The organism is Spirosoma taeanense (assembly GCF_013127955.1).
GTDB lineage: Bacteria > Bacteroidota > Bacteroidia > Cytophagales > Spirosomataceae > Spirosoma > Spirosoma taeanense.
Window position 1 is genome coordinate 2,500,382 of sequence record NZ_CP053435.1, and the last position, 19,810, is coordinate 2,520,191.

Annotated in this window: 17 protein-coding genes; 3 read left to right on the forward strand and 14 right to left on the reverse strand. The window is 52.0% G+C overall.

Translation table 11 applies throughout. From position 1 onward, the window contains the following. Window positions 1-174 precede the first annotated feature (174 nt). From HNV11_RS10550 to HNV11_RS10580, 7 genes are all read right to left on the reverse strand, one after another. Complete coding sequence (locus tag HNV11_RS10550) at window positions 175-1,242, reverse strand: FecR family protein (RefSeq protein WP_171739625.1); 1,068 nt, start codon at window positions 1,240-1,242, stop codon at window positions 175-177. A gap of 54 nt (window positions 1,243-1,296) precedes the next feature. Next, window positions 1,297-1,896, reverse strand: a complete 600-nt coding sequence (locus HNV11_RS10555) for an RNA polymerase sigma factor (protein ID WP_171739626.1) — start codon at window positions 1,894-1,896, stop codon at window positions 1,297-1,299. A 478-nt stretch (window positions 1,897-2,374) separates the two neighbouring features. After that, complete coding sequence (locus HNV11_RS10560; RefSeq protein ID WP_171739627.1) at window positions 2,375-3,454, reverse strand: glycoside hydrolase family 43 protein; 1,080 nt, start codon at window positions 3,452-3,454, stop codon at window positions 2,375-2,377. A gap of 77 nt (window positions 3,455-3,531) precedes the next feature. Next, a complete protein-coding gene (locus tag HNV11_RS10565; protein ID WP_171739628.1) occupies window positions 3,532-4,275 on the reverse strand; it encodes a 3-keto-disaccharide hydrolase in 744 nt (247 codons plus the stop codon). A gap of 174 nt (window positions 4,276-4,449) precedes the next feature. Continuing rightward, a complete protein-coding gene (locus tag HNV11_RS10570; protein WP_171739629.1) occupies window positions 4,450-5,982 on the reverse strand; it encodes a malate:quinone oxidoreductase in 1,533 nt (510 codons plus the stop codon). A gap of 113 nt (window positions 5,983-6,095) precedes the next feature. Further along, a complete protein-coding gene (locus HNV11_RS10575; RefSeq protein WP_240163914.1) occupies window positions 6,096-6,836 on the reverse strand; it encodes a Mut7-C ubiquitin/RNAse domain-containing protein in 741 nt (246 codons plus the stop codon). 72 nt (window positions 6,837-6,908) lie between these two features. After that, the gene (locus HNV11_RS10580) at window positions 6,909-8,645 is read right to left on the reverse strand and encodes a DUF6909 family protein (RefSeq protein WP_171739630.1); all 1,737 of its coding nucleotides are present in this window, start codon (window positions 8,643-8,645) and stop codon (window positions 6,909-6,911) included. A 110-nt stretch (window positions 8,646-8,755) separates the two neighbouring features. Here HNV11_RS10580 and HNV11_RS10585 point away from each other — a divergent pair, with 110 nt between their 5' ends. Together HNV11_RS10585 and HNV11_RS10590 are read left to right on the forward strand one after the other, a co-directional pair. After that, a complete protein-coding gene (locus HNV11_RS10585; protein WP_171739631.1) occupies window positions 8,756-9,733 on the forward strand; it encodes a DUF1028 domain-containing protein in 978 nt (325 codons plus the stop codon). Between the two features lie 20 nt (window positions 9,734-9,753). Beyond that, window positions 9,754-10,698, forward strand: coding sequence for a DUF2279 domain-containing protein (locus tag HNV11_RS10590; RefSeq protein ID WP_171739632.1), 945 nt, complete (start codon window positions 9,754-9,756; stop codon window positions 10,696-10,698). Between the two features lie 7 nt (window positions 10,699-10,705). Here HNV11_RS10590 and HNV11_RS10595 read toward each other — a convergent pair whose 3' ends face one another. The 5 genes from HNV11_RS10595 to HNV11_RS10615 form a co-directional block, all read right to left on the reverse strand. Then, the gene (locus tag HNV11_RS10595; protein WP_171739633.1) at window positions 10,706-11,557 is read right to left on the reverse strand and encodes a TIGR01459 family HAD-type hydrolase; all 852 of its coding nucleotides are present in this window, start codon (window positions 11,555-11,557) and stop codon (window positions 10,706-10,708) included. 147 nt (window positions 11,558-11,704) lie between these two features. Next, window positions 11,705-12,163 (reverse strand): hypothetical protein, encoded by a 459-nt coding sequence (locus HNV11_RS10600; RefSeq protein ID WP_171739634.1) that lies wholly within the window; start codon window positions 12,161-12,163, stop codon window positions 11,705-11,707. Continuing rightward, on the reverse strand, window positions 12,160-12,978 hold the full coding sequence (locus tag HNV11_RS10605) for a hypothetical protein (protein ID WP_171739635.1): 819 nt from the start codon (window positions 12,976-12,978) through the stop codon (window positions 12,160-12,162). Before HNV11_RS10605 ends, HNV11_RS10600 begins: the two co-directional genes overlap by 4 nt. Window positions 12,979-13,005: 27 nt before the next feature. Further along, a complete protein-coding gene (locus tag HNV11_RS10610) occupies window positions 13,006-13,452 on the reverse strand; it encodes a hypothetical protein (RefSeq protein WP_171739636.1) in 447 nt (148 codons plus the stop codon). Window positions 13,453-13,682: 230 nt separating this feature from the next. Continuing rightward, the gene (locus HNV11_RS10615; RefSeq protein ID WP_171739637.1) at window positions 13,683-14,210 is read right to left on the reverse strand and encodes a hypothetical protein; all 528 of its coding nucleotides are present in this window, start codon (window positions 14,208-14,210) and stop codon (window positions 13,683-13,685) included. 510 nt (window positions 14,211-14,720) lie between these two features. Here HNV11_RS10615 and HNV11_RS10620 point away from each other — a divergent pair. After that, on the forward strand, window positions 14,721-17,141 hold the full coding sequence (locus HNV11_RS10620) for a hypothetical protein (protein ID WP_171739638.1): 2,421 nt from the start codon (window positions 14,721-14,723) through the stop codon (window positions 17,139-17,141). 21 nt (window positions 17,142-17,162) lie between these two features. Here the strand turns inward: HNV11_RS10620 and HNV11_RS10625 are convergent, their stop codons facing one another. Together HNV11_RS10625 and HNV11_RS10630 are read right to left on the reverse strand one after the other, a co-directional pair. Next, window positions 17,163-18,203, reverse strand: coding sequence for an aminoglycoside phosphotransferase/kinase family protein (locus HNV11_RS10625; protein WP_171739639.1), 1,041 nt, complete (start codon window positions 18,201-18,203; stop codon window positions 17,163-17,165). A 69-nt stretch (window positions 18,204-18,272) separates the two neighbouring features. Continuing rightward, on the reverse strand, window positions 18,273-19,631 hold the full coding sequence (locus HNV11_RS10630; RefSeq protein ID WP_171739640.1) for a glutamine synthetase family protein: 1,359 nt from the start codon (window positions 19,629-19,631) through the stop codon (window positions 18,273-18,275). Window positions 19,632-19,810: the final 179 nt, after the last annotated feature.

The window sequence follows — 19,810 nt, forward strand, 5'->3', positions numbered from 1 at the left end:
TTAGGGCTTTTAGGGAAAAGGCAAAACATAACCTACTCGATGAAAGAAGAAATGTGTTTTTTTGACACATTTGTAGGCGCTCGATCGATAGTGTTGGTTGCACTATCGCTTTCTATTAAAAAGAGATAGTTTTTATACCATAGGTGATGATTTGATTACGTGTTAAAGAGACAATTACGTACAACCCTGGCTGTGGATAATGACCTGGTTGTCAATGATTTCGAACGTAGACTCAATCGTGAGGCAGATAAGCCGGATTTTCTCCAGAAAAGGTACGTCGTTGAGTTGTCCGGTAAAGGTGCAGTTTCTGAGAAGGTGCCGATCATACCGAATGGGCATATGATAGCTTGCTTCCAGTTGCGTAAAAATGTCGGGCACCGGCGCGAAGTCGAACTTGAATGGCTGATTGACAATGGCTGATGAATTTTCCTTCGACGAAAGGATACCGCCTTTACTGATCTTATCCGTTTTGGTTTCGAGACTAAGCTGTTCGTTTTTCATCAGCAGAACGGGTTCATCGGGGGAAGCGGCTGGGATAACCGAAACTTTACCCGTTTTTACCTTCACGTAAGCCGTTATTTCTTTGTCGAAAGAACGTACCTGGAAGCTGGTTCCCAGAACTTTAGTGGTTAGATTGGGGGTGTAAACGATGAACGGTTTAGCCGGATTCTTGCTCACTTCAAAAAAACCTTCTCCCTGCAGATACACCTCCCGGAGTTTATGTATGTACTGTTTGGGATAACGTAGCTGGCTACCTGATGATAGCAGAACCGAAGAATTGTCCGGCAGGAGCACGACTAATGGCTGTCCCGTTACGTTCTTTACCGTCTTCCACTCCTGCTCATTCAACTGCCGACTGTTGTGTTCAGCTAAGGTGGCTAAGCGGTCAGAGCCCAACCTATCGGATTGCCACCAGACAAGCAGGCAGACAACGGCGGCTGCGGCCATCCAGCGCCCCCAATGCCATAAAGGCCTGGTGATCGTAAGAGGAGAAGGAAGCTGCTCCAGAATTTGCTCTGCTTTATCTTTTCTCTGTTGGTCAGACACCTCAGCTCGCTTGCCCTGGATTACCAGAAAGGTTGCTACAGCCTGCTCGTAGAGGTCCCTTTTTTCGGGATGTTGAGCCAGCCATTGCTCCCAGTAGGCCTGATCGGCCGGGTGCCTTTCCCGAACCCACGTTCGAAAAGCATCATTCTCAAGAAAATCGTCAACGGTTGAAAGAGGGTCGGGCGGCTGCTGCATTGGTACTTTTCTACTATTTTTAATGATAGTATGGAGTTCCAGTTCGCTTATACCCTACTTCGAGAAGATATTTTGAAAAAAAAGGCAAATGACCACAAGTGTGTGAACAAGCCATCGACTTCGAAGCTTGTGAAGGGCTTTCTGTAGAAAATTGGATACCGATTGTCGATTTACATTCATAACCTCGGCAATTTCTGGTATGGATAGATTTTCGTAGTAACGCAAGTACAAAGCTTCACGCTCACGGGCAGGTAGTGCAGCCAGTTGATCCTGAATCATTTTCGTCATGCTGACCAGTGACTCCTCTCGAATCAGCAAGGTTTCGGAGTCCGTCTCTTCCACTACTGACGTATCCCAGTCCAGTTCTTCACATTTTAATCGTTTATGTGCCCGTAGATACTGAAGGATATGGTGCCGGATGGATTTTAGTAAGTAATGCCTAACGGAATCCGTTTCGTTAATCTGTGAGCGATTTTGCCAGAGCTGCAAAAACAACTCCTGTATACAGTCCTCAACTACCGCATCCTCAACCATGAATTTTAGCCCATAGTGCTTCAGCACACCATAATAGCGTTCGGCCAGTAAACCCAATGCCTGTTTATTCCCTGCGCGATAGTCCTGCCATAACGCCTGGTCCTGTGGCTGAAAAGTCATGAAGCTTTTATGACGTATAGCTGCAAAAATAAAAAATTATACAAATTTTTTAAATTGTGCAATAAGTAGTTCTGCCCGGTTGTGAAATAATCACAGAGTGGCAGGCAAAGAGGAACTTACCCGGCGTGTATAGCTTGACCATTCTCAGCTATATCTGGCTCAGGCGTCCTGGTATGGCAGAAGCTGGTGGTTGACCCTGATGGGGCCTTTTCCCGCTGCGAACTGACAGGGGCAGACAGACCGCCCGGAAGACTAATACCTAAAGCGCCTGGAAACGAACGCATATTCAATCATGGCGATACTGGAACTGGTTTATGTAAAATGGTATATAGCCAACCGTGTAGGGCTCAGTCATAGAACTTCAGTTGAGCGCATATCTGCCCTGTTACTGAGAAGTGTCAATACACTGTCTGAGCCGCACGGATGAGACAAAATTCAAGTCGCTGCTAAACTGCTTTACCTCTGCGTTTACTGAACGTTACTTGTCAGTTTTACTGGTATATGTTTCGATCAGCGTTTTGGCTTCTCCGAACGTCAATAGCGAAACACAACCATGCCGGGCTTCGGATGGAAAGCTTACGTCTTCTTCAACCGTCCAGTGAATCAAATCTGAGGAGTAAGAAGCGCCAAAACGGTTCGTCATGCAATAATCGTAGTACAACAGCCAGCCTGGTTTGAGGGGATCTTTGGCTACGGTTGGACCTTCGGTAATGACCGGAACTATCTGACCGTTATTCAGGGGGCCTTCAACGAGGGTGTATGGGCCCTCGGGGTTCCTGGCGGTAGCTACCCGAATGGCTCTCCGTTCTCCGGTTTTGGCACCAAATTCTTCCTCTTTATGGAAGAGATAATACGTTCCGTTGTGTTCCTGCAGGGTACCGTCAATTACCGAGTAGGAAGGCGCAAACAGTACGTTGGCCGGCGTAAATGTTTTCCAGTCGCGGGTTCTGCAGTACCAGAGCCGGCTTTCTTTCCAGCCGGCATCTTTAAAGGAGGAAGACCAGAGTAAGATATAATCACCTGTTTTATCATCATAAAACCATTCGGGCGCCCAGATATTTCGGGCCAAGGCTCCCGACTCATCCCGTACGTCTTTCATCAGGGGTAACGAACCTTCAACCTGCCAGTGAATCAGGTCTTTAGAGGTTAGGTAGAGACAGCTTGGCCCAACCTTTTCCCGGTCGAGCCCTTGTCCGCCCCCGGTTGACATGATTCGCCAGAGCCCATCCGGCCCCCGACGTACGTAAGGATCGCGCATATGCTGATCCGATACCGGTTTGTTATCGTTTAACGGCGTCCAATGGCGGCCATCAGTAGACAAGGCGATGTGTAGTTTATTGATCAGCATGGGGTCTGGCAGGGGCACCTCAACCGTATTTCCCTTAGCATCAATTTCAATCCGCGTCGGATACCGTTGACGGAAGTAAGTCAGCATCCAGACTGGTTTGCCTTTTTGGATGGTAAGCGCACTAACGGCTGCGGAAGCTGATTCTTTGTTCGATTGGGCCAAAGCTCCGCTGAAGGAGATAGCCAAAAGAATGAATAGGGTATGTTTCATTGGACTGTAATTTAAAGAGCGTGTTGCAGCCAACAAAGTGTGAGTTGTACAGGCTCAGGAAGGTTTTCAGGTGTAGGCTAATGGGCGGATAAGGGCTTTACGGATACTTCTTTGAAATAGACAACATCGTCTTTGAAATAGACAACATCGTCGTCGCCGTGATTTTGCAGACCAATGTAACCCGAGTCAGGTCGGCGACCGGGAAAAGGCTCAAAATCAAATTTTCGGGCGGGGGTGGGGTCACCTTCGCGGTAGTCGGTCACTTTTACGCCGTTGACGACGACAATCGTTCGTGGCCCGTCGAGGGTAATCTCCATAGTGTTCCACTGAGGGCCGGGCTTACCGGGTTTGGCTAAGGGTTTGGTGAGCGAATAGAGCGTCCCGGTAACGTGGTAATCGTCTTCACCCGAGGTTTCGGGGTGATTGTCGATCTGGACCTCATAGCCGTAGAAAACGGGCATCCACTCCTCGCGGGGTTCAATGGGTATGCGGATAAACACGCCCGAGTTGCTGTTTTCTTTCTGCATTCGGTACACTACCCGGATGGTACAGTTGCCAAATTTCTCGTTTGTCCAGTACAACAGACCCAGTCCACCTTTGCCACGAATCAGGCCGTTCTCGACAAACATGCTGCCCTTGCCTACGTGCCGCCAGCCGCTGAGGTCGGTGCCGTTGAAAAGCTGTCGCCAGCCGGTGTCCTGCCGGCTTGTAGCTAGTGTATCAGTTGATAAGTAAGGAGTAGCCGTGGCAAAGGGGCCGAAGCCAATCAGGCTGCACACTATTCCGGCGAGTCTGATTCGGGCGTTTTTGGGTAGCGTCATGAGCATAAGAAATGGACTGCGCCGGAGAGCGCCGTTAACGTATAAACAAGAAGGATAGGTTCGCTTACTTATCAGATACCAATTATGCCTCAGTCAACGTGCAGGGAGGCAACGAAAAAGCCCGGCTATGGTTCGTCGCCATAGTCGGGCTTTAATCCTGACGTAAGAAAAATCTTACCGGGTTACTTCGGGCATCTGCTCTTCCTGAGTCAGGCCCAGCACTTCACTGGTGTGTCGGCGAAGTTCATGCCCGAGTTGGGGGTTCTTCGCCAGAACTTGCCCGTAGGACGGGATCATTTCCTTTAGCTTTTGCTGCCACTCGGGTGAATCCAGTCGGGTCGGAAAGCACTTCTTCATTAGATCGAGCATGATGGAGACGGCCGTCGAAGCACCCGGCGAAGCGCCCAGCAAAGCGGCAATGCTGCCATCGGCCGCGCTGACTACCTCCGTGCCAAACTCCAGAACACCCCCTTCGTTTTCGTCCTTCTTGATCACCTGCACCCGCTGACCAGCAATCTCCAGGTCCCAGTCTTCCATGCGTGCGTTCGGGAAATATTCTTTCAGCGCGTTTAGCCGGTCTTCGGGCGACTGCATCACCTGCTGAATTAGATACCGGGTCAGCGGAATATTATGCAGACCGGCCATCAGCATGGGGGCCATATTGCTCAGTTGAATAGACTTCGGCAGGTCCATATATGATCCACTCTTCAGAAACTTGGTGGAGAAACCAGCGTAGGGACCGAATAGCAGTTCCCGCTTGCCTTCGATCATGCGGGTGTCCAGGTGGGGCACCGACATGGGCGGAGCACCGACCGACGCTTTACCGTAGACTTTGGCCTGATGCTGTTCAATAACGTCAGGATTGGTGCATTTGAGCCACTGTCCACTGACGGGGAAGCCACCGAAGCCCCGGCTTTCGGGGATGTCGGATTTTTCGAGCAGCCGCAGCGAACCACCACCAGCGCCGATGAAAATGAAATCAGACTGCACCTCACGGACCTGGTTGGTCGTTACGTTCTCCACCCGCATTTTCCATCCGCCCAGCGACTTGGAGCGCCACAGATCGCGCACTTCGTGAGCAAAATACAGCCGGACACCCGGCATATCGCTCAGCCGCCGGAACATGGCCCGGGTCAGGGCACCAAAGTTTACGTCTGTACCGATGTCCATACGGGTGGCGGCTACGGGCTGGGCCGGGTCGCGGCCATCCATAACCAGCGGCATCCATTCGGCTAACTGCGCTGGGTCTTCCGAGTAGTGCATGCCATGGAACAGATAGTTCTGCTGAAGCGCGTCGTAGCGTTTGTGCAGGTACTTTACGTTATCCTCGCCCCACACGAAGCTCATGTGCGGGATGGAACGGATGAAGTTGGGCGCGTCGCTCAGAAAACCCTTCTGGACGAGGTACGCCCAGAACTGTTTCGACTGTTCAAACGATTCGGCAATCTTGATCGCTTTCGAGGTTTCAATGGTGCCGTCTTCGCGTTCGGGGGTATAATTCAGCTCGCAGAAAGCCGAGTGGCCCGTGCCGGCGTTGTTCCAGGCGTCGGAGCTTTCGGCAGCCGCGCTGTCGAGACGTTCATAAATTTCAATAGTCAGGTCTGGTTGCAGTTCTTTCAGCAACACACCCAAAGTGGCACTCATGATGCCGGCTCCGATTAGAATGACATCCGGGCCTTTTTGATTTGTAGTCTTCTTCTTAGCCATAATGTTAGCTGGAGATTCCCCCGGTATATTACAATTTTGCCGGGTTGGTTGTTCCGGAAAGTGAAGCTAGGCCCGACAAAGTGACTTATGTGAAGTTGCGTATTGGATAGATACTATTCCGAAATTAATTTCTGGTTGACTGCATCAATAAACCGCTGCATGCGCTCGTGATGAGTGCCCCGCCAGTACACTTGTCCGCACTGCCGACAGCGCCAGAATAGGTCCTGCCCTTCGCGTACTTTCGGCGGGAGCTGCGCCAGTATGATTTCTTTGGCGATTGGCTCCAGCAGACCGTTGCAGGTCAGGCAGCGCTCGAATGGACGGGTCTCTGCGGTCAGCCGAAACCGGTGCAGAATCTCAACGAGCTGTTGTTTGGGGTTGGTGTGTCGGACGAAATAACCGTACTCAACCAGACTGCGCATCAGCAGGCCACGGTCCCGGGTTAAGAGCATCCGCCCCTCGGTATGCGAGATACAGGCCAGTTCCTCATCACTGTAATCGTTCCGGTAGAGCGTGTCGAAGCCAAACAGCCGCAGGTAGGTTGCCAGCGTCCCCAGATGCACATCCAGCACAAACCGAAATTCTGCCAGCGGCTCTGGCTGAACCCGCGAAACCGTTTTTACGTCGAGCTGGGCGAAAGCGGGATAGACGCTGATAAAGTCGGTATCCTGTACGAGATACGAAAAATCAACGGATTGACTATTGACCAGTAGCAGGCCGATTTCCGGATGAGGCACCCCCAGCGATTCAATTACGTCCTTGACCGATACGCGTCCGCTGATCGTATGCGAAAAGGCATTATACCGCCGACGATTCGGCAAAAAATCGTTGAGTTCACCGTAAAACCGAAACATAGCCATAGGGATACAACCGAAACACTCATGACTGCGTTTGCTTTCGAAAGCAAACGCAGTCATCCACGCGTCCTATTCAGCAACGGGGGCCTCCTGAGCCGTCACATGCTGGCTGAAAATTTTCTCCAGACACTTGATCGTGATGAGATACGTAGGCTTTACGCCCAGGGTGCCGAGGCTGCCCGACGCGAGCGTGCCGCCCGTAATGAGCGGGTTATCAGAAGCGTAATAGGCGTAACGCACCTTTACGTTCGGGGGCACGCTGTTTCGAATTGCTACGTGCGACTGAATGGCCTTCTGGTAATGCGCGCCTTCCATTTCCAGCCCCACCGCTTTCCAGGAGGAATTCCGGAAATAGCTCAGAATATCTTTATTCTGCAGCGACGTGCCCAGCACCGTAATCATCGCCCCTTCATAGACGGCGAGGCCGTGGCCTTCAAAATCGGCTTTGCAGAAATCGTTATCGAGCGGATAGTTATCGGCAGTACCTTCAAAAATGTGGGAGGTGGGCAGCATCAGATCGCCTTTGCCGCCGGTCAGAATCCCGGCTTTACCGATGATTGAAATGGAGGCTACGTTCAGCGAGTACGGCTCCTCATGCGGTTCGTAGGGTTTCAGTAGCTCATCCATAGCCTCAAAAGCTTGCTCGCCAAAGGCATAATCCATGACCAGTAGCAGCGGCTGGGCAGCCTGCACCTGCGCCGGATCGTGGCTGATTTCGGGAGATAGCTGGGGAATATTGATACGGGCCGTATCAATCAGCTGAACCAGCAGGTTGGTACCGCCCGTATCGGCGAGTTCATGCAGACCATGCGCCAGAGTATAGTCAGAAACCTGTTGGCGTAGCTCCTGCTGACCTGGCTGACTTAATTTCAGGGCCAGGTCGTAAAGGTCATCCCAGGTCGTTGTGTTTTCCAGAGCTGCCGGTCCGTATAGACAGTTCATAACGCTGTGCGGGTTGGCGCTGATGATGTGCAGGGGGCGTTCCTGGAGGTTGTTTTCCCAGATGTATTGTTTGATGCGGGTAGCCCAGCGTTCGCCGTAGAGATGCTGTCCAACGCGCTCGCGGAGCATGGGCGTGAAGTTGATCTCACGGTCAACCCCCGTTTCGCGAATCTCGCTTATAGAAACCATGCCCAGGTTATAGACAATCTGAAATAGCCCGTTATTGGTGCCGGCCGTTTCTTCAAACCGTCGGTAAGCGCGCTGGGTCTCTTCGAAGGTACGGCCCAGGATGGAACTCAGGTACGTAAGCGCCAGCTCGTGTTCATCTTCGTTGACCATACCTCCCGCCCGGATGATGGCTTCCAGCTTCTCCCATTCGCGGGTTTTGCTGCCCCGCTCCTGAAACGCGTTCCGCCGGATTTTATCGGCTTCCATGAACATGAACGTCAGGTGGGTCAGGATGTCGTAAATTTCACTGCGGCCATTGGTAACCTCAATCACCATCTGCTCCTGATCGACGCGGTAGCAGTTCCGCCGGCGTTTGGCGGGTACCAGCACCGGAAAGTGCGAATATTCGAAGCCTTCCCGCGAAGCCAGTGTAATGATCCGGCAGGCTTCAATGCCTTTGGGCAGCCGGTCCATGACGTAAACCAGCCCGTCGAGTTCGACCCGCTGCGGATCGCCCACCAGACCGTAAATTTCGGGTTGAAGGATAAGCAGCGCCCGGCGGATCTCTTCGCCCGATACGCCTGAGGGTTTATAAAAACCCCGGTTGAACAGGTGGCGCATGGTGATATATAAGCGTTCGATAGCCACGCGGGATTCCTGAGCGCGGGTCAGGGGAGGGGATTGTTCAAGACTCATAACTGGTAGAGTAAATGGCCGCAAATTACGGGTCTGGCGTTTCTAAGTAGTAGCATTCATGATAAATTAAGCGTTACCTGTAAATTTGACGACTATAACCTGAATGAATCATGCGTCTGTTTCTTTCCATTCTTCTTTTACCGGTTACTATATGGGCCCAGCACACGCGTAGTGGTGATCCTTTCGCCCATACGTTTTCCATCGTGGCCCGTGACGAAAAAACCGGCGATCTGGCCGTAGGAGTGCAGAGTCACTGGTTCAGCGTTGGCACGTCGGTATCGTGGGGCGAAGCAGGCGTTGGCGTTGTGGCGACGCAGTCGTTCACCAACAAATCGTTCGGTTTACGTGGACTGGCCTTGCTAAAAGCAGGAAAAACGGCGCAGCAGGCCCTCGACGAGCTGCTTCTCACCGACGAAGGACGCGACGTGCGGCAGGTGGCCATCGCCGACGTAAAGGGGAATGTAGCGGTTCATACGGGTAAAAAATGCATTGACTTTGCTGGCCACCAGAAAGGCACGAATTACTCGGTTCAGGCCAATATGATGCTGAACAACACGGTTCCGGCTGCAATGGCGGCTGCTTTCGAAAAAAACGCCGGACTGGCCCTGCCCGAGCGGGTTCTGTCGGCGCTCAACGCGGCCCAGGCCGTCGGGGGCGATATTCGCGGGCGGCAGTCGGCCGTTTTGCTCGTAGTGAAAGGCAAAGCCACCACAGAACCCTGGAACGACAACCACCTGGTCGACCTGCGCGTGGATGATGCCAATCAGCCCCTTGCTGAACTGGCCCGGCTGCTGCGGGTGCATCGGGCCTACGAGCACATGAACAACGGCGATCTGGCTACAGAGAAAAATGACATGAAAACGGCCATGCAGGAATACGGGGCGGCCATGAAGATGTTTCCCAAAAATCTGGAAATGCAGTACTGGACCGCCATCGCCCTGGCCAATACCAAACAGGTATCGAAAGCCGCCGGGATGCTTCGGGCTATCTACGCACAGGACCCGAATTGGCGCGAACTCACCCGCCGACTGCCCAAAGTTGGTTTGCTGACAGTATCCGAGGCTGAACTGGCGCAGTTGATAAAGTGATTTAAGCCTACTTTTACGAAATGAATAGTTGGATTCGGGCGCTGGTTCTGGTTGGTTTATGCGTCCTGATGCTCGGCCAGTCCCTTCGGGCGCAACCCATGCCCGCGATGCCGGGCCCCGCCGACCCGTCGGGTATTCGGCAGGGGCGCTTCCTTGGGGTTGTGGTCGGAACGGCGGCTTTCTATACCCTTACGCTCCTGATGCTGCGCAAGCAGTGGTATAAAAAGAGCGTTCCGTTTCATAGCTTCAACGACAATGGGGAGTGGTTGCAGATGGATAAAGTTGGCCACGCAGCTACCGCCTATTGCATGAGCCGGGGCGGCTATGAACTGATGCGCTGGAGTGGCGTGAACGAACGCGCCAGTATCCTGACGGGCGGGTTGCTGGCGTTACTGTTTCAGACTACCCTCGAAGTGTATGACGGCCATGCCGAAGGCTGGGGCTTTTCGAAAGGAGATATGCTGGCCAACGTAGCCGGGACTGCCCTGTTCGTGGGGCAGCAGTACGGCGCTGGTCAGCAGGTGGTGAGTATGAAATACGGTTTCCGTAAAACGATTTTCCCACCATATCGTCCTAACCTGCTCGGTAAAACGACCGGCCAGCAGATGCTTAAGGACTATAACGGCCAGCAGTACTGGCTATCGGTTAATCTGGCGTCGGCGTTGCCGGTGGGACCGTCGTTTCCGCGCTGGCTCAACCTGGATCTGGGGTATAGCGGCAGCGGGATGGTCGGCGGCCACGAAAACCCGCGCGTGTTCGATTCGAATGGCAACGAGCTGCAGTTTACGCGCTATCGCCAGTTTTTTCTCTCGCCCGATGCCGATCTGTCGCGGGTTGGAACGTTCTCACCCGCCCTGCAGCGGTTTATCGGGACGGCGCAGTTTTTCAAGATTCCGGCGCCTTCGCTGGAATTCAGCCGCGTTAAAGGCGTTCGGTTTCACCCGCTTATCCTGCCTAAGGAGTAGAGTCTGCTTATTCGGGAATCAGGACCGATTCGCAGATATAGGTCGGAATAATCCCGGTGCTTCGAATCAGAATCTCGGCGTCCTGCGGCTGGGTGTTGCCGCTGAGCACTAGCGCGGTATCCAGCCCAAATTTGTTCCCGCCGATGATATCTGTAAAGAGCGTATCGCCCACCATCAGAATGTCTTTTTTGCTGACATGGGCTGCGTTTTCGAGTCGTTCATAGGCAAACATGAACAACTGGGCGTCGGGTTTGCCAAACCGGATAAACTGCTTCCCGACTATCGTTTCGATCATTTCGGCCACGGCGCCGATGGCAATGGCAATGCGGTTCTTGGAGACGGGGTAGGTTTCGTCAGTATTGGCTACGATAACCGGAATGTTACGTTTCCGCAGCAGATTAACGGTTTTGTTGAGGTCGGTATTCCAGTCGAACCCTTCGTCGTCCAGCATCACCAGCGCGTTGATGTCGGCTACGTCGGTTAAGTCAACCTGACTGATAGGCAGGGTTTTAAGCCCGGTTGTTTCGAGGTAATGAGCCGAATTTTCGGTGCCCAGGTACGCCACGGTGCCGTGGTGTACTTTCAGGTCGAGGTATTCCCGCGCCAGCATACCCGATGAAATAATCCGGTCGGGGGGAATGCCGTAGAAACCCTGCCGGTAATAGGATTCGGCCAGTTCCCGCGGTCCGCGCGACGCATCGTTCGTCAGGACGTAAAACGATTTATCATTGTCGCGCATCCAGGCGAAGGTATGTTCGATACCCGGCAGCAGACCTTCGTAATTTTTGAGAACGCCGAAGGCATCGAAGAAAATGACTTTATAGTTGGCGGCTACCTCTTTGAAATCGGCGAGTTGCATGAATCAGGGTTTGGCACCAGTGATCGAATCGTTTTGAGCGTTCAAAACGTCCTTGCGTGGGTGCAGCGGCCACCAAAAATACGAGTTTGCCGTCAAAATAAGCCGAACGGAATCTGATCCACCAGCAAGTTGAGGCAATTCGTGCTGTTACAATGCCGAGAAGGTGAAGGTTAAGGTAGTTTTATAAGCTCCTTTGGGTTTAAATATATCGGTACCGGGGGCCAGCCGGTATTTGATTGTTATCGGACGAGACGAATAGGCTGAGCTGACTGTGCCGCTTAGAATCGTTTGGGCAGTTGTCGAAAGCTGTTTCTCCGCCTGTACTGGAGTCGAACTGGTGACCTGCACATACATTGAGCCAATGGGAATGCTGTTGACACCGCTGATAAGGTTCCCGGAAGCCCGTACCTGAAGCGTAATGTTTTTATTGGCAGCTACGGTCAAGGCTAATGTCTGCTCCGAAACTGAAACGCCGTTCTGAAAGTCTGCCGCCGTTTGCACATATAAGTCAATGGCCGGGTCAAGTATAGTGATGGCTGTTACCTGTCCACGTGCTTGTGAAATTCCCAACCAGCTTAACAGGCTTAGCCAGACCCAATGCTTCATGGCATATCGGTTTCAAGTTCGGCCACCTGCAGCGGAATATCAGTTCCGCTGTCAATAATAGCGATAATCAGATATCGCCCTTTGGCCAGCTTCTCGGGCAATAGAGTCTTCAACCAGATTCGCTCTCCGGGCATGGTGTTAACGGGCACCGGCGGTAGTTTAATTTCCTCAGCCGTCTGCAGGTTCGTTAACTCAACCCGTAACTGACTTTCCAGGTCGAGCTCACCTGCATTACGTACACGCACCTGCAGTTGCTGAACCTCTTTGTTGTGGCTGAGAAAGAGCGTATCAATCTCCATTGTTTTCAGTTTAACGGCGGCTGGTATATGGTACAGGTGAACCCCGATCTGAACTTTGAAGATAAACCCAGATTTACGTCCCTGGGCTTCGGCAATTTCGCGTTCGTTTATCTGCGTCAGCATCAGCATTCCATTCCGTAGCTGCTGATTGCCTAGCTTATCAGGATTGAGGGACACCAGCACCTCCTGTTGACTACCCGGCTCAAGTTCAACGGTTTCAGGCTGCACTCGCAGGTAGGGACAGCAGGAGGACGGTAACGAGCCGGCAGGGTGAAACTGCTTTTCGCCGAGCGAATCGCGTCGCCAGTCAACGCAGCTTGCCCGAATCACCATTCGCACAGCACTTGGGTTAGTGACTTTGATACGAACAGGAGCAAGTTTGTTATTTTTTTCCTCGAAATATACTTTCGGTGGTTCAACCTGAAAGCCAGCCTGTCCGAAGGTCCGGCTGGTTATGGCCAGGAATAAAAATAAAAAACGAAACAAGGGAATATCATTGCTATTGAACGAACGCATAGAAATTCTGCCAGAACGAGATGTGGATTAATTAGCTACAGCTGTAAACGTCAGGGTGGTTGTATAAGCACCCGCTGGTTTCAGAAATGCATTATTACCGGCGGCCGTGGAAAACTGCATGGAAATCTGTTTCGACATCGAAGCTGGAATTCCCGTCGCCAGCGACTGGTCGGTGGTCGAAAGAGCCGATACGACTGACTGCGTACCTAGCCCCGTACCGGTCGTCTGGGCTGAAATGTTGCTTACCGGAATGGTGTTGCTGCCACTCACCATATCCGTACCGGAGGTTTTGATTTTCAAATCGTAAGCACGGTTGCAGGTTATCGTCAGTTGGTTGGAGACTGCCGAGGAAACCCCATTGATATAATTTACCGGGGTTGTAAAGTTGAGGCTAACGGTAGTAACATTGACAGTTACCTGCAGTACGTCTGATATATTGGTGGTCAGCGTGGCGTTGCCCGACGACTGACCCATGACGGATCCATAGCTGAGGCAAAAGATAATTAGAGATAGACGTATAGCCTGCCTCAGTAAAGTAGTATAAAGCATATTTAACAATTTACGTTACGGTTGGCTGGTCTATGCCCGGTTGGAGTGTGTTCGCAGTATTATAAATTATCCCGGAGGGAATATGCGTACAGGCATTAAAAAGTAAACAAGGACCGGTCAAGACAGTCTTGACCGGTCCTTGTTTACTTTTTAGCCTAGTTGGCTGTAGCCGTAAACGTCAGCGTGGTCGTATAATCACCTGATGGTTTTAAAAAAGCGCTGTTACCGGCGGCCGTGGAAAACTGCATGGAAATCTGCTTCGACATTGAAGGTGGTACAGCCGTTGCCAGCGTTTGGTCGGTAGTCGAAAGAGCCGATACGACTGACTGCGTACCTAGCCCCGTACCGGTCGTCTGGGCTGAAATGTTACTTACCGGAATCAGGTTTTGTCCGTTAACCAGATCGGAGCCCGAAGTTTTGATCTTCAAATCGTAAGGACGATTCGACGTTACGGTTAACTGATTCGGGACGGGCTTGGTGACACCATTATTGTAATCAGCCGGTGTGGCAAACTCAATATCAACGTTAGCGGTGTTTATCTTCAATTCCAGCACATCGCTCAGCTTGACATTCATTGTTGATGTCCCCGACGACTGAGCAAAGGCCGGAATTGTTCCGAGCCCCATCATTAGTAGACTCGCAATAGCTAGTCGCTGCACATTTAATGTTGGTTGAAATACCATAAAAATAGGTTTTATAGATTAAGTAAAGTGAACTGTTAACTAAAAAGATACTATATTTACTCAAATGTAAAGTACTTAGTACTGGTATCAAAAAAAATAGAATTATTAATGATAAAATATTTACTGTTTAGTTGGTTTTTAACGTTTTCAGCACTAGCAAACTGGGTCGATAAGCCGCAGCCAACTCGCTTAGTTGTTAAAGAACCACACTTAGAGGGTGCGCCTGGAAGTACATTTTTTAATCAGATCACACTGACGAACTCAACAGATCAGGTTAGAAACGTACGACTTAAACTGATAGCACCTAATGCCTTTCGCCTGCTGACGCAGCTACCAGCCAGTTTGTCTCTGGCTCCCCACACATCCCGAAAGCTTTCGCTCAAATTTTTAATAGATCGCAGCTGGATTCAAACCGAGGCTGTAGTCCGCCTTGAAACTCTTCAGGATGACCCAGCTGAAGCATCCGTCATCGAGTTTGTCGTCAGGCAGAACAATAATATACCGTCAATATTGACGTTCTCGCTCATTCACGAAGCCCCCTATATTTCAGCCGGGCAGGATACGCTGCCTATACTACTAAACTTCTCTAATCAGGGCCCCCGACCCCGTAAGGTCCGATTAACGCTTTTTTCTATACCAGGAGGTTTTCGGCTGACGCAGCTGCATCCGGTGCTGACGGTTAGTGCCCGTACTGATACAATCCTGACCTTGACTTGTCTGGTTGGTAGGTCGGTGCAGTGGGATCGAACGTATGACCTGGCTATTGAAGCGCAGGAATTGCTGCCAGGCGACGTGGCTGGACTCCTTCTTGGCAGCATTGTTTGTCGACCGGTGCTGCTGTCATCGACCAAGCGACTAACGGAAAAACGCCAGAACGACCTTGCCGCGGGTGGCATAGCGCTGAGCCTTAGTCGGTTCGGTGCGGCCGGGATGGTGCGGGAGGTGCGGGCCTGGGGACAGGAAGATCTGGTTAAAGGAAGTTTGACCTATCAGGCTCACTACCTTAATTACATTGGTCAGCGTTACCATGAACTACGCGATACCTACCTGCAGTATCAGCAGTCCGATTTCCAGCTGCGAGTAGGGAGCCTGTTTGATTATCACGAACTGGCGCTGATTGGCGTGGGGGTGAAGTTTTCACATATGCTGGGCGAATCTACCCGTCTGGAAGGGTGGGCCTTACGGAATCAGTCGAACTGGCTTGCTAATTTACCCGGCATCAACCAGTCGGTGCCCGGTCTTAGCCAGTCGGGTGTCGACCAGACATATTCGCTGCGCCTGTCCGGGCGAATACCCTTGTCGGGCGTAGCGGTTTATGAAGCCAGCAGCAGCTATTATCGCCAGCAACGTTACAATCGGGCCGGAGTGCTGAACTTTGCCACGGCACTGTGGCAGCCTGACAAACGAACGAAATTTCGACTTATGGCGGGGCAGAGCATAGAAGCGTCGCCGGGACAGGCTAACCGACAGCAGACCGTTGGCTGGGCGCTGGCGGGCGGTTATGAACGAACAGGTGAAATCCTGGAGATTCGGGCGTCAGCTAATTTCAGCAGTCCCGTTTATGGAGGCATTCAGCGCGGGGCAGCTCTCATTGATCAAAGTTTGACTTATAAAAAATGGCGTACAACACAACTCGCTTATAGGTTTAGCCAGGTTCAGTATGATCAGCGAATTTACACGGCCGCAAAGGAGGTAAGTCGACAACGGTACGGCAACACCATAGCCGAGATGACGATGGCGCAGCAGTTCAATCGTCTGACCTGGCTGCTGCGGCCTTATTTCTGGATTCAGCAGCAGTCATTGCCCGGCAGCGCCATGCAGCGTTCAGAGTCGTATCGGCTGCTGACGTCCCTGCGGCTGGAAACCCAGAGAGGGGTGCGGTTGGAAGCGGGTGTGGATGCCGGACTGGTAAATGGTGTAGCACCCCCGACCGATAGATTTAAACAGCCTTCGTTTCGGTATTACGGTTCGCTGGGTATAAACCGGCTAAATCTGGCGGGTTTTTACCAGCGGGGGGTGTTTCTGATAAACGACCGACTGCCGGGAAGGGGAAGTCCGGGGGCTTACCGGCAAATTTCTATTTCTCCGTCGTGGCAGGTTCGCCTGCTCGATAATCGGCTACTGCTTAATGTCGGGGGCGGGCTCACCTTTAACAGTATCACCAGGTCATGGAGTGGGCTGTCGTACAATAGCATTACCTATGCGATGAAGGATAACCTGTTGGTTCGTTTTGAGGCTAATCTGCTTTCCTACGCAAATCAGTTTGCTGATATTGCGGCCGTTCCCTGGCAGGATTCACAGCTTCGATTTGAGGTGACAAAGTTATTCAAGCGGTCACCGTTTAAAACAAGTCGGACTTTACGGCTACGATTCTTCGAGGACCAAAACGCTAACCAGATGAAAGATGGCGACGAAAATTACCTCGATGGGCTAATCGTTAACGTGGGGACTGCGACGCTGATCACTGATAAAAAAGGAGCCGTCATCTGCAAAGATATTGCACCCGGGCTGCATCAGGTCCGGACAGTCAGTAAACTTGCGACGGGTGAGCCGGTCTGGTTTCAGGATACCCTGCGCGTGGGCAAATCCATGCAGCGGGATATAGCAATCCGTAAAACCTGGCGAGTAAGCGGTCAACTGCATTATAACCGGGTCAAATACGAAAGTCTGCCCTACGATCTCGAACAACACCGGATCGAAACCTTCGGACAGAGTGGTGAAGTTTATCGTACTTATGCCGACGCACAAGGCAATTTTACGCTTTATCTACCCGTAGGCCAGTACCAGCTTGAGATAGTACCCGTTCAGACTCCGTCCGTCCGGAAAACAGTCGCTTACCGGGTCGACCCAGATAATGCGCCTACTAAACTCAACATTGAACTCGAACCGAATGGCCGACCCGTGCGCGTCAAGCGATTTTCGAGCCGCTGATCTGCTCCGGGTTGAGAGGCTTCACAGTTTCAGCGCCCGCAGAATCTTATCGGTGTCGAACTGCTCAATCGACGGAAAATAAATCTCGTATGCTTCGCGCTGGAGCTTGGTGGCGTAGGTTCGATGGAAAAAGTATCGACCGTATTTTATGACGTAGTTCAGGATAAAGAAACGGTACACTTCGGGCAGAAAGCGAATCTCGTTCTCGGTCAGGGGATAAATCTTGTGGTATTCCTGCAGAAACAGCAGGAACCGGTCTTCGGCCAGCGGGCTAATCTGGTAACTAAAGACCGTCCGGTCGCCGACGTCGGAGGTAACCCGGCTGAAAAAGTAAAAATCCAGCACCCGATAGCTAATCCGGAACCAGTCGTAATCCCAGCGGGAATACAGTTCAAAGTTATCCGTTACCGAGAAATTGCCGATGTTCCAGTCCACGAATACGGGCATGGTTTCGACGGTTTTAGCCACGAGTTTCTGTCGGTTAGTGAGGAATAATTCACACTGTCGTTTCAGCTCATCGACATGCATCCGGTGTTCAAACTGCCCGGTTTCCGTTTCAAGCATATCGAGCATATCCCAGATGTCGGAACGTAACGTTTTCGATGATTTGGGTAATACCGTACTGACGCGCGCGCAGGCCTGATGAAACTTGGCTATCTGCCGGCCCAGCGCCTGAATCTGGTGTTCATCCAGCCGGCGGGGCAGCTTCCTCTGAATCCGGATTGGGTTATAGAACACCACCCAAGCATCGACAATCCCTTCCCGGTGCCGGTAAGTATACACCTGCCCGTCGCGCACCAGCGATTTCGCCAGTACATTCTCGAATGGATACAGCAGGTTGTTGGCCAGCGCGTGGATGATGCGGTGATCTTCCAGAAAATGTTCGTATTTCCCGAAATAGGAAAGTTTGGCAATAATATGGTCGCCGTTATCGAAGGTAACTTTGAACACGTGGTTGGTTGAAACCTTCGCGCTGATATCTTCAATGGTATGAATCTGCACCGAAGCGTCGAAGTCCGCCCAGGCTTTACGGATTATTGCAGGGTAATCAACAAGTCGCATGAACGCGTTTAAGGTTTGCAGTCTGTGGTTTGTAATTGGGTTTGATAACTACAAACGTTTAACTTTTTATTAAATTATTTCAAAATATCGCTTCAGTTCCCAGTCGCTGACCTGGCGGGCGTACTGCCGCCATTCCCAATCGCGGGTGCGGGTGAAGTGGTCAACGAATTCGGCTCCGAAGAGTTCGGTGGCGATAGGCGAGTGGGCCATTGCCATCGTGGCATCGGCCAGGTTCGTTGGCAGAACGCCGTTTTGTTTGTCGGCATAACCATTGCCAACTGAAGCAGCCACGGTGAGGGGAAGCTGGTGCCGGATACCATATAGCCCCGACGCCAGGGCAGCGGCTATGGCCAGATACGGGTTCGTGTCGGCGCCCGAAACCCGGTGCTCAACGCGGGTATAAGCTGCCTTATGATTCAGAACGCGCAGCGCCGTTGTCCGGTTGTCCATCGACCACGTAAGGGTAGTTGGTGCCCAGGCTCCTTCAACCAGGCGCTTATAACTGTTGATGGTCGGGGCAAACATAGGCGTAATATGGGGCAGGCAGTGCAGCTGACCGGCAATGAACTGGCGCATCAGCTCACTCATATTGTTCGGGCGGGCCGAATCAAAAAACAGGTTCCGGGTCTTGTTCAGATCCCACAGACTCTGGTGAATATGGCCGCTGCAGCCCGGCAGATCAGCATTCCACTTGGCCATGAACGTAGCCACCAGATCGTGCCGGTAGGCAATTTCCTTAACGGCCGTTTTGAAAAGAGCGGCTTTGTCGGCGGCCCGCACCACCTCGTCGTGCATGATGGCCGCTTCGTACACGCCAGGGCCCGTTTCCGTATGCAACCCCTCGAGCGGAATATCGAACTGAATCAGCCAATCAAACAGGTCGTGGTAGAATTTGCTTTCGAGTGAAGGCCGCAGAATCGAGTAGCCGAACATACCAGGCGTGAGCGGTTCCAGCCTCTGAAAGCCTTTCTGCTGCAGACTCTGGGGCGTTTCGCGAAAATTAAACCACTCGAACTCCTGCGCATATTCGGCATGAAAGCCTAGCTCACGGCATTGTGCGGCTATCCGTTTGAGCAGCGACCGGGGGCAGGCCGCCAGATCATTACCGTCGGGTCGGCTGAAATCCGCCAGAAAGAACGGGATGTTATTTTCCCAGGGTATCTGCCGCAGGGTCGTCAGATCAAGCCGGACGGGCGCATCGGGGTAGCCGGAATGCCAGCCGGTAAGCTGTCCGTTATCGTAGGGGGTGTCGGCAGAATCCCAGCCCCAGACAACGTCGCAGAAACCGTAACCATCCGTCAGGCCATCCAGAAATTTTTGCCGATGGATAACTTTACCCCGCAAAACGCCGTCAATGTCGGTAAAGGCATATTTAATTTTTTGAAAATCGCTCTGGGTAATGAAGTCGATACTGGCTTGCTGGTCCATAATGCATGGCAAAGTCTTCGGAATGTCAGCAGCAACGATCCGGAAGGCGTCCTGTTGAGCGCGCGAAAGGTACTAAAATTGGATTATTTGCGGGGTAAAACCTGATTGCATAACCGTAAAGAGCGCACGCTGCCTGTAAAAATCTACTTAAAGAACGCTCACAACCGGCGGTCGTAGAA

Coding starts and splice junctions, on each gene's coding strand:
- HNV11_RS10600 (WP_171739634.1), bottom strand. CDS start 12,163: ATGAAGCATTGGGTCTGGCTAAGCCTGTTAAGCTGGTTGGGAATTTCA.
- HNV11_RS10550 (WP_171739625.1), bottom strand. CDS start 1,242: ATGCAGCAGCCGCCCGACCCTCTTTCAACCGTTGACGATTTTCTTGAG.
- HNV11_RS10560 (WP_171739627.1), bottom strand. CDS start 3,454: ATGAAACATACCCTATTCATTCTTTTGGCTATCTCCTTCAGCGGAGCT.
- HNV11_RS10585 (WP_171739631.1), top strand. CDS start 8,756: ATGCGTCTGTTTCTTTCCATTCTTCTTTTACCGGTTACTATATGGGCC.
- HNV11_RS10610 (WP_171739636.1), bottom strand. CDS start 13,452: ATGGGTCAGTCGTCGGGCAACGCCACGCTGACCACCAATATATCAGAC.
- HNV11_RS10580 (WP_171739630.1), bottom strand. CDS start 8,645: ATGAGTCTTGAACAATCCCCTCCCCTGACCCGCGCTCAGGAATCCCGC.
- HNV11_RS10590 (WP_171739632.1), top strand. CDS start 9,754: ATGAATAGTTGGATTCGGGCGCTGGTTCTGGTTGGTTTATGCGTCCTG.
- HNV11_RS10565 (WP_171739628.1), bottom strand. CDS start 4,275: ATGACGCTACCCAAAAACGCCCGAATCAGACTCGCCGGAATAGTGTGC.
- HNV11_RS10630 (WP_171739640.1), bottom strand. CDS start 19,631: ATGGACCAGCAAGCCAGTATCGACTTCATTACCCAGAGCGATTTTCAA.
- HNV11_RS10570 (WP_171739629.1), bottom strand. CDS start 5,982: ATGGCTAAGAAGAAGACTACAAATCAAAAAGGCCCGGATGTCATTCTA.
- HNV11_RS10575 (WP_240163914.1), bottom strand. CDS start 6,836: ATGTTTCGGTTTTACGGTGAACTCAACGATTTTTTGCCGAATCGTCGG.
- HNV11_RS10605 (WP_171739635.1), bottom strand. CDS start 12,978: ATGCGTTCGTTCAATAGCAATGATATTCCCTTGTTTCGTTTTTTATTT.
- HNV11_RS10615 (WP_171739637.1), bottom strand. CDS start 14,210: ATGGTATTTCAACCAACATTAAATGTGCAGCGACTAGCTATTGCGAGT.
- HNV11_RS10625 (WP_171739639.1), bottom strand. CDS start 18,203: ATGCGACTTGTTGATTACCCTGCAATAATCCGTAAAGCCTGGGCGGAC.
- HNV11_RS10555 (WP_171739626.1), bottom strand. CDS start 1,896: ATGACTTTTCAGCCACAGGACCAGGCGTTATGGCAGGACTATCGCGCA.
- HNV11_RS10595 (WP_171739633.1), bottom strand. CDS start 11,557: ATGCAACTCGCCGATTTCAAAGAGGTAGCCGCCAACTATAAAGTCATT.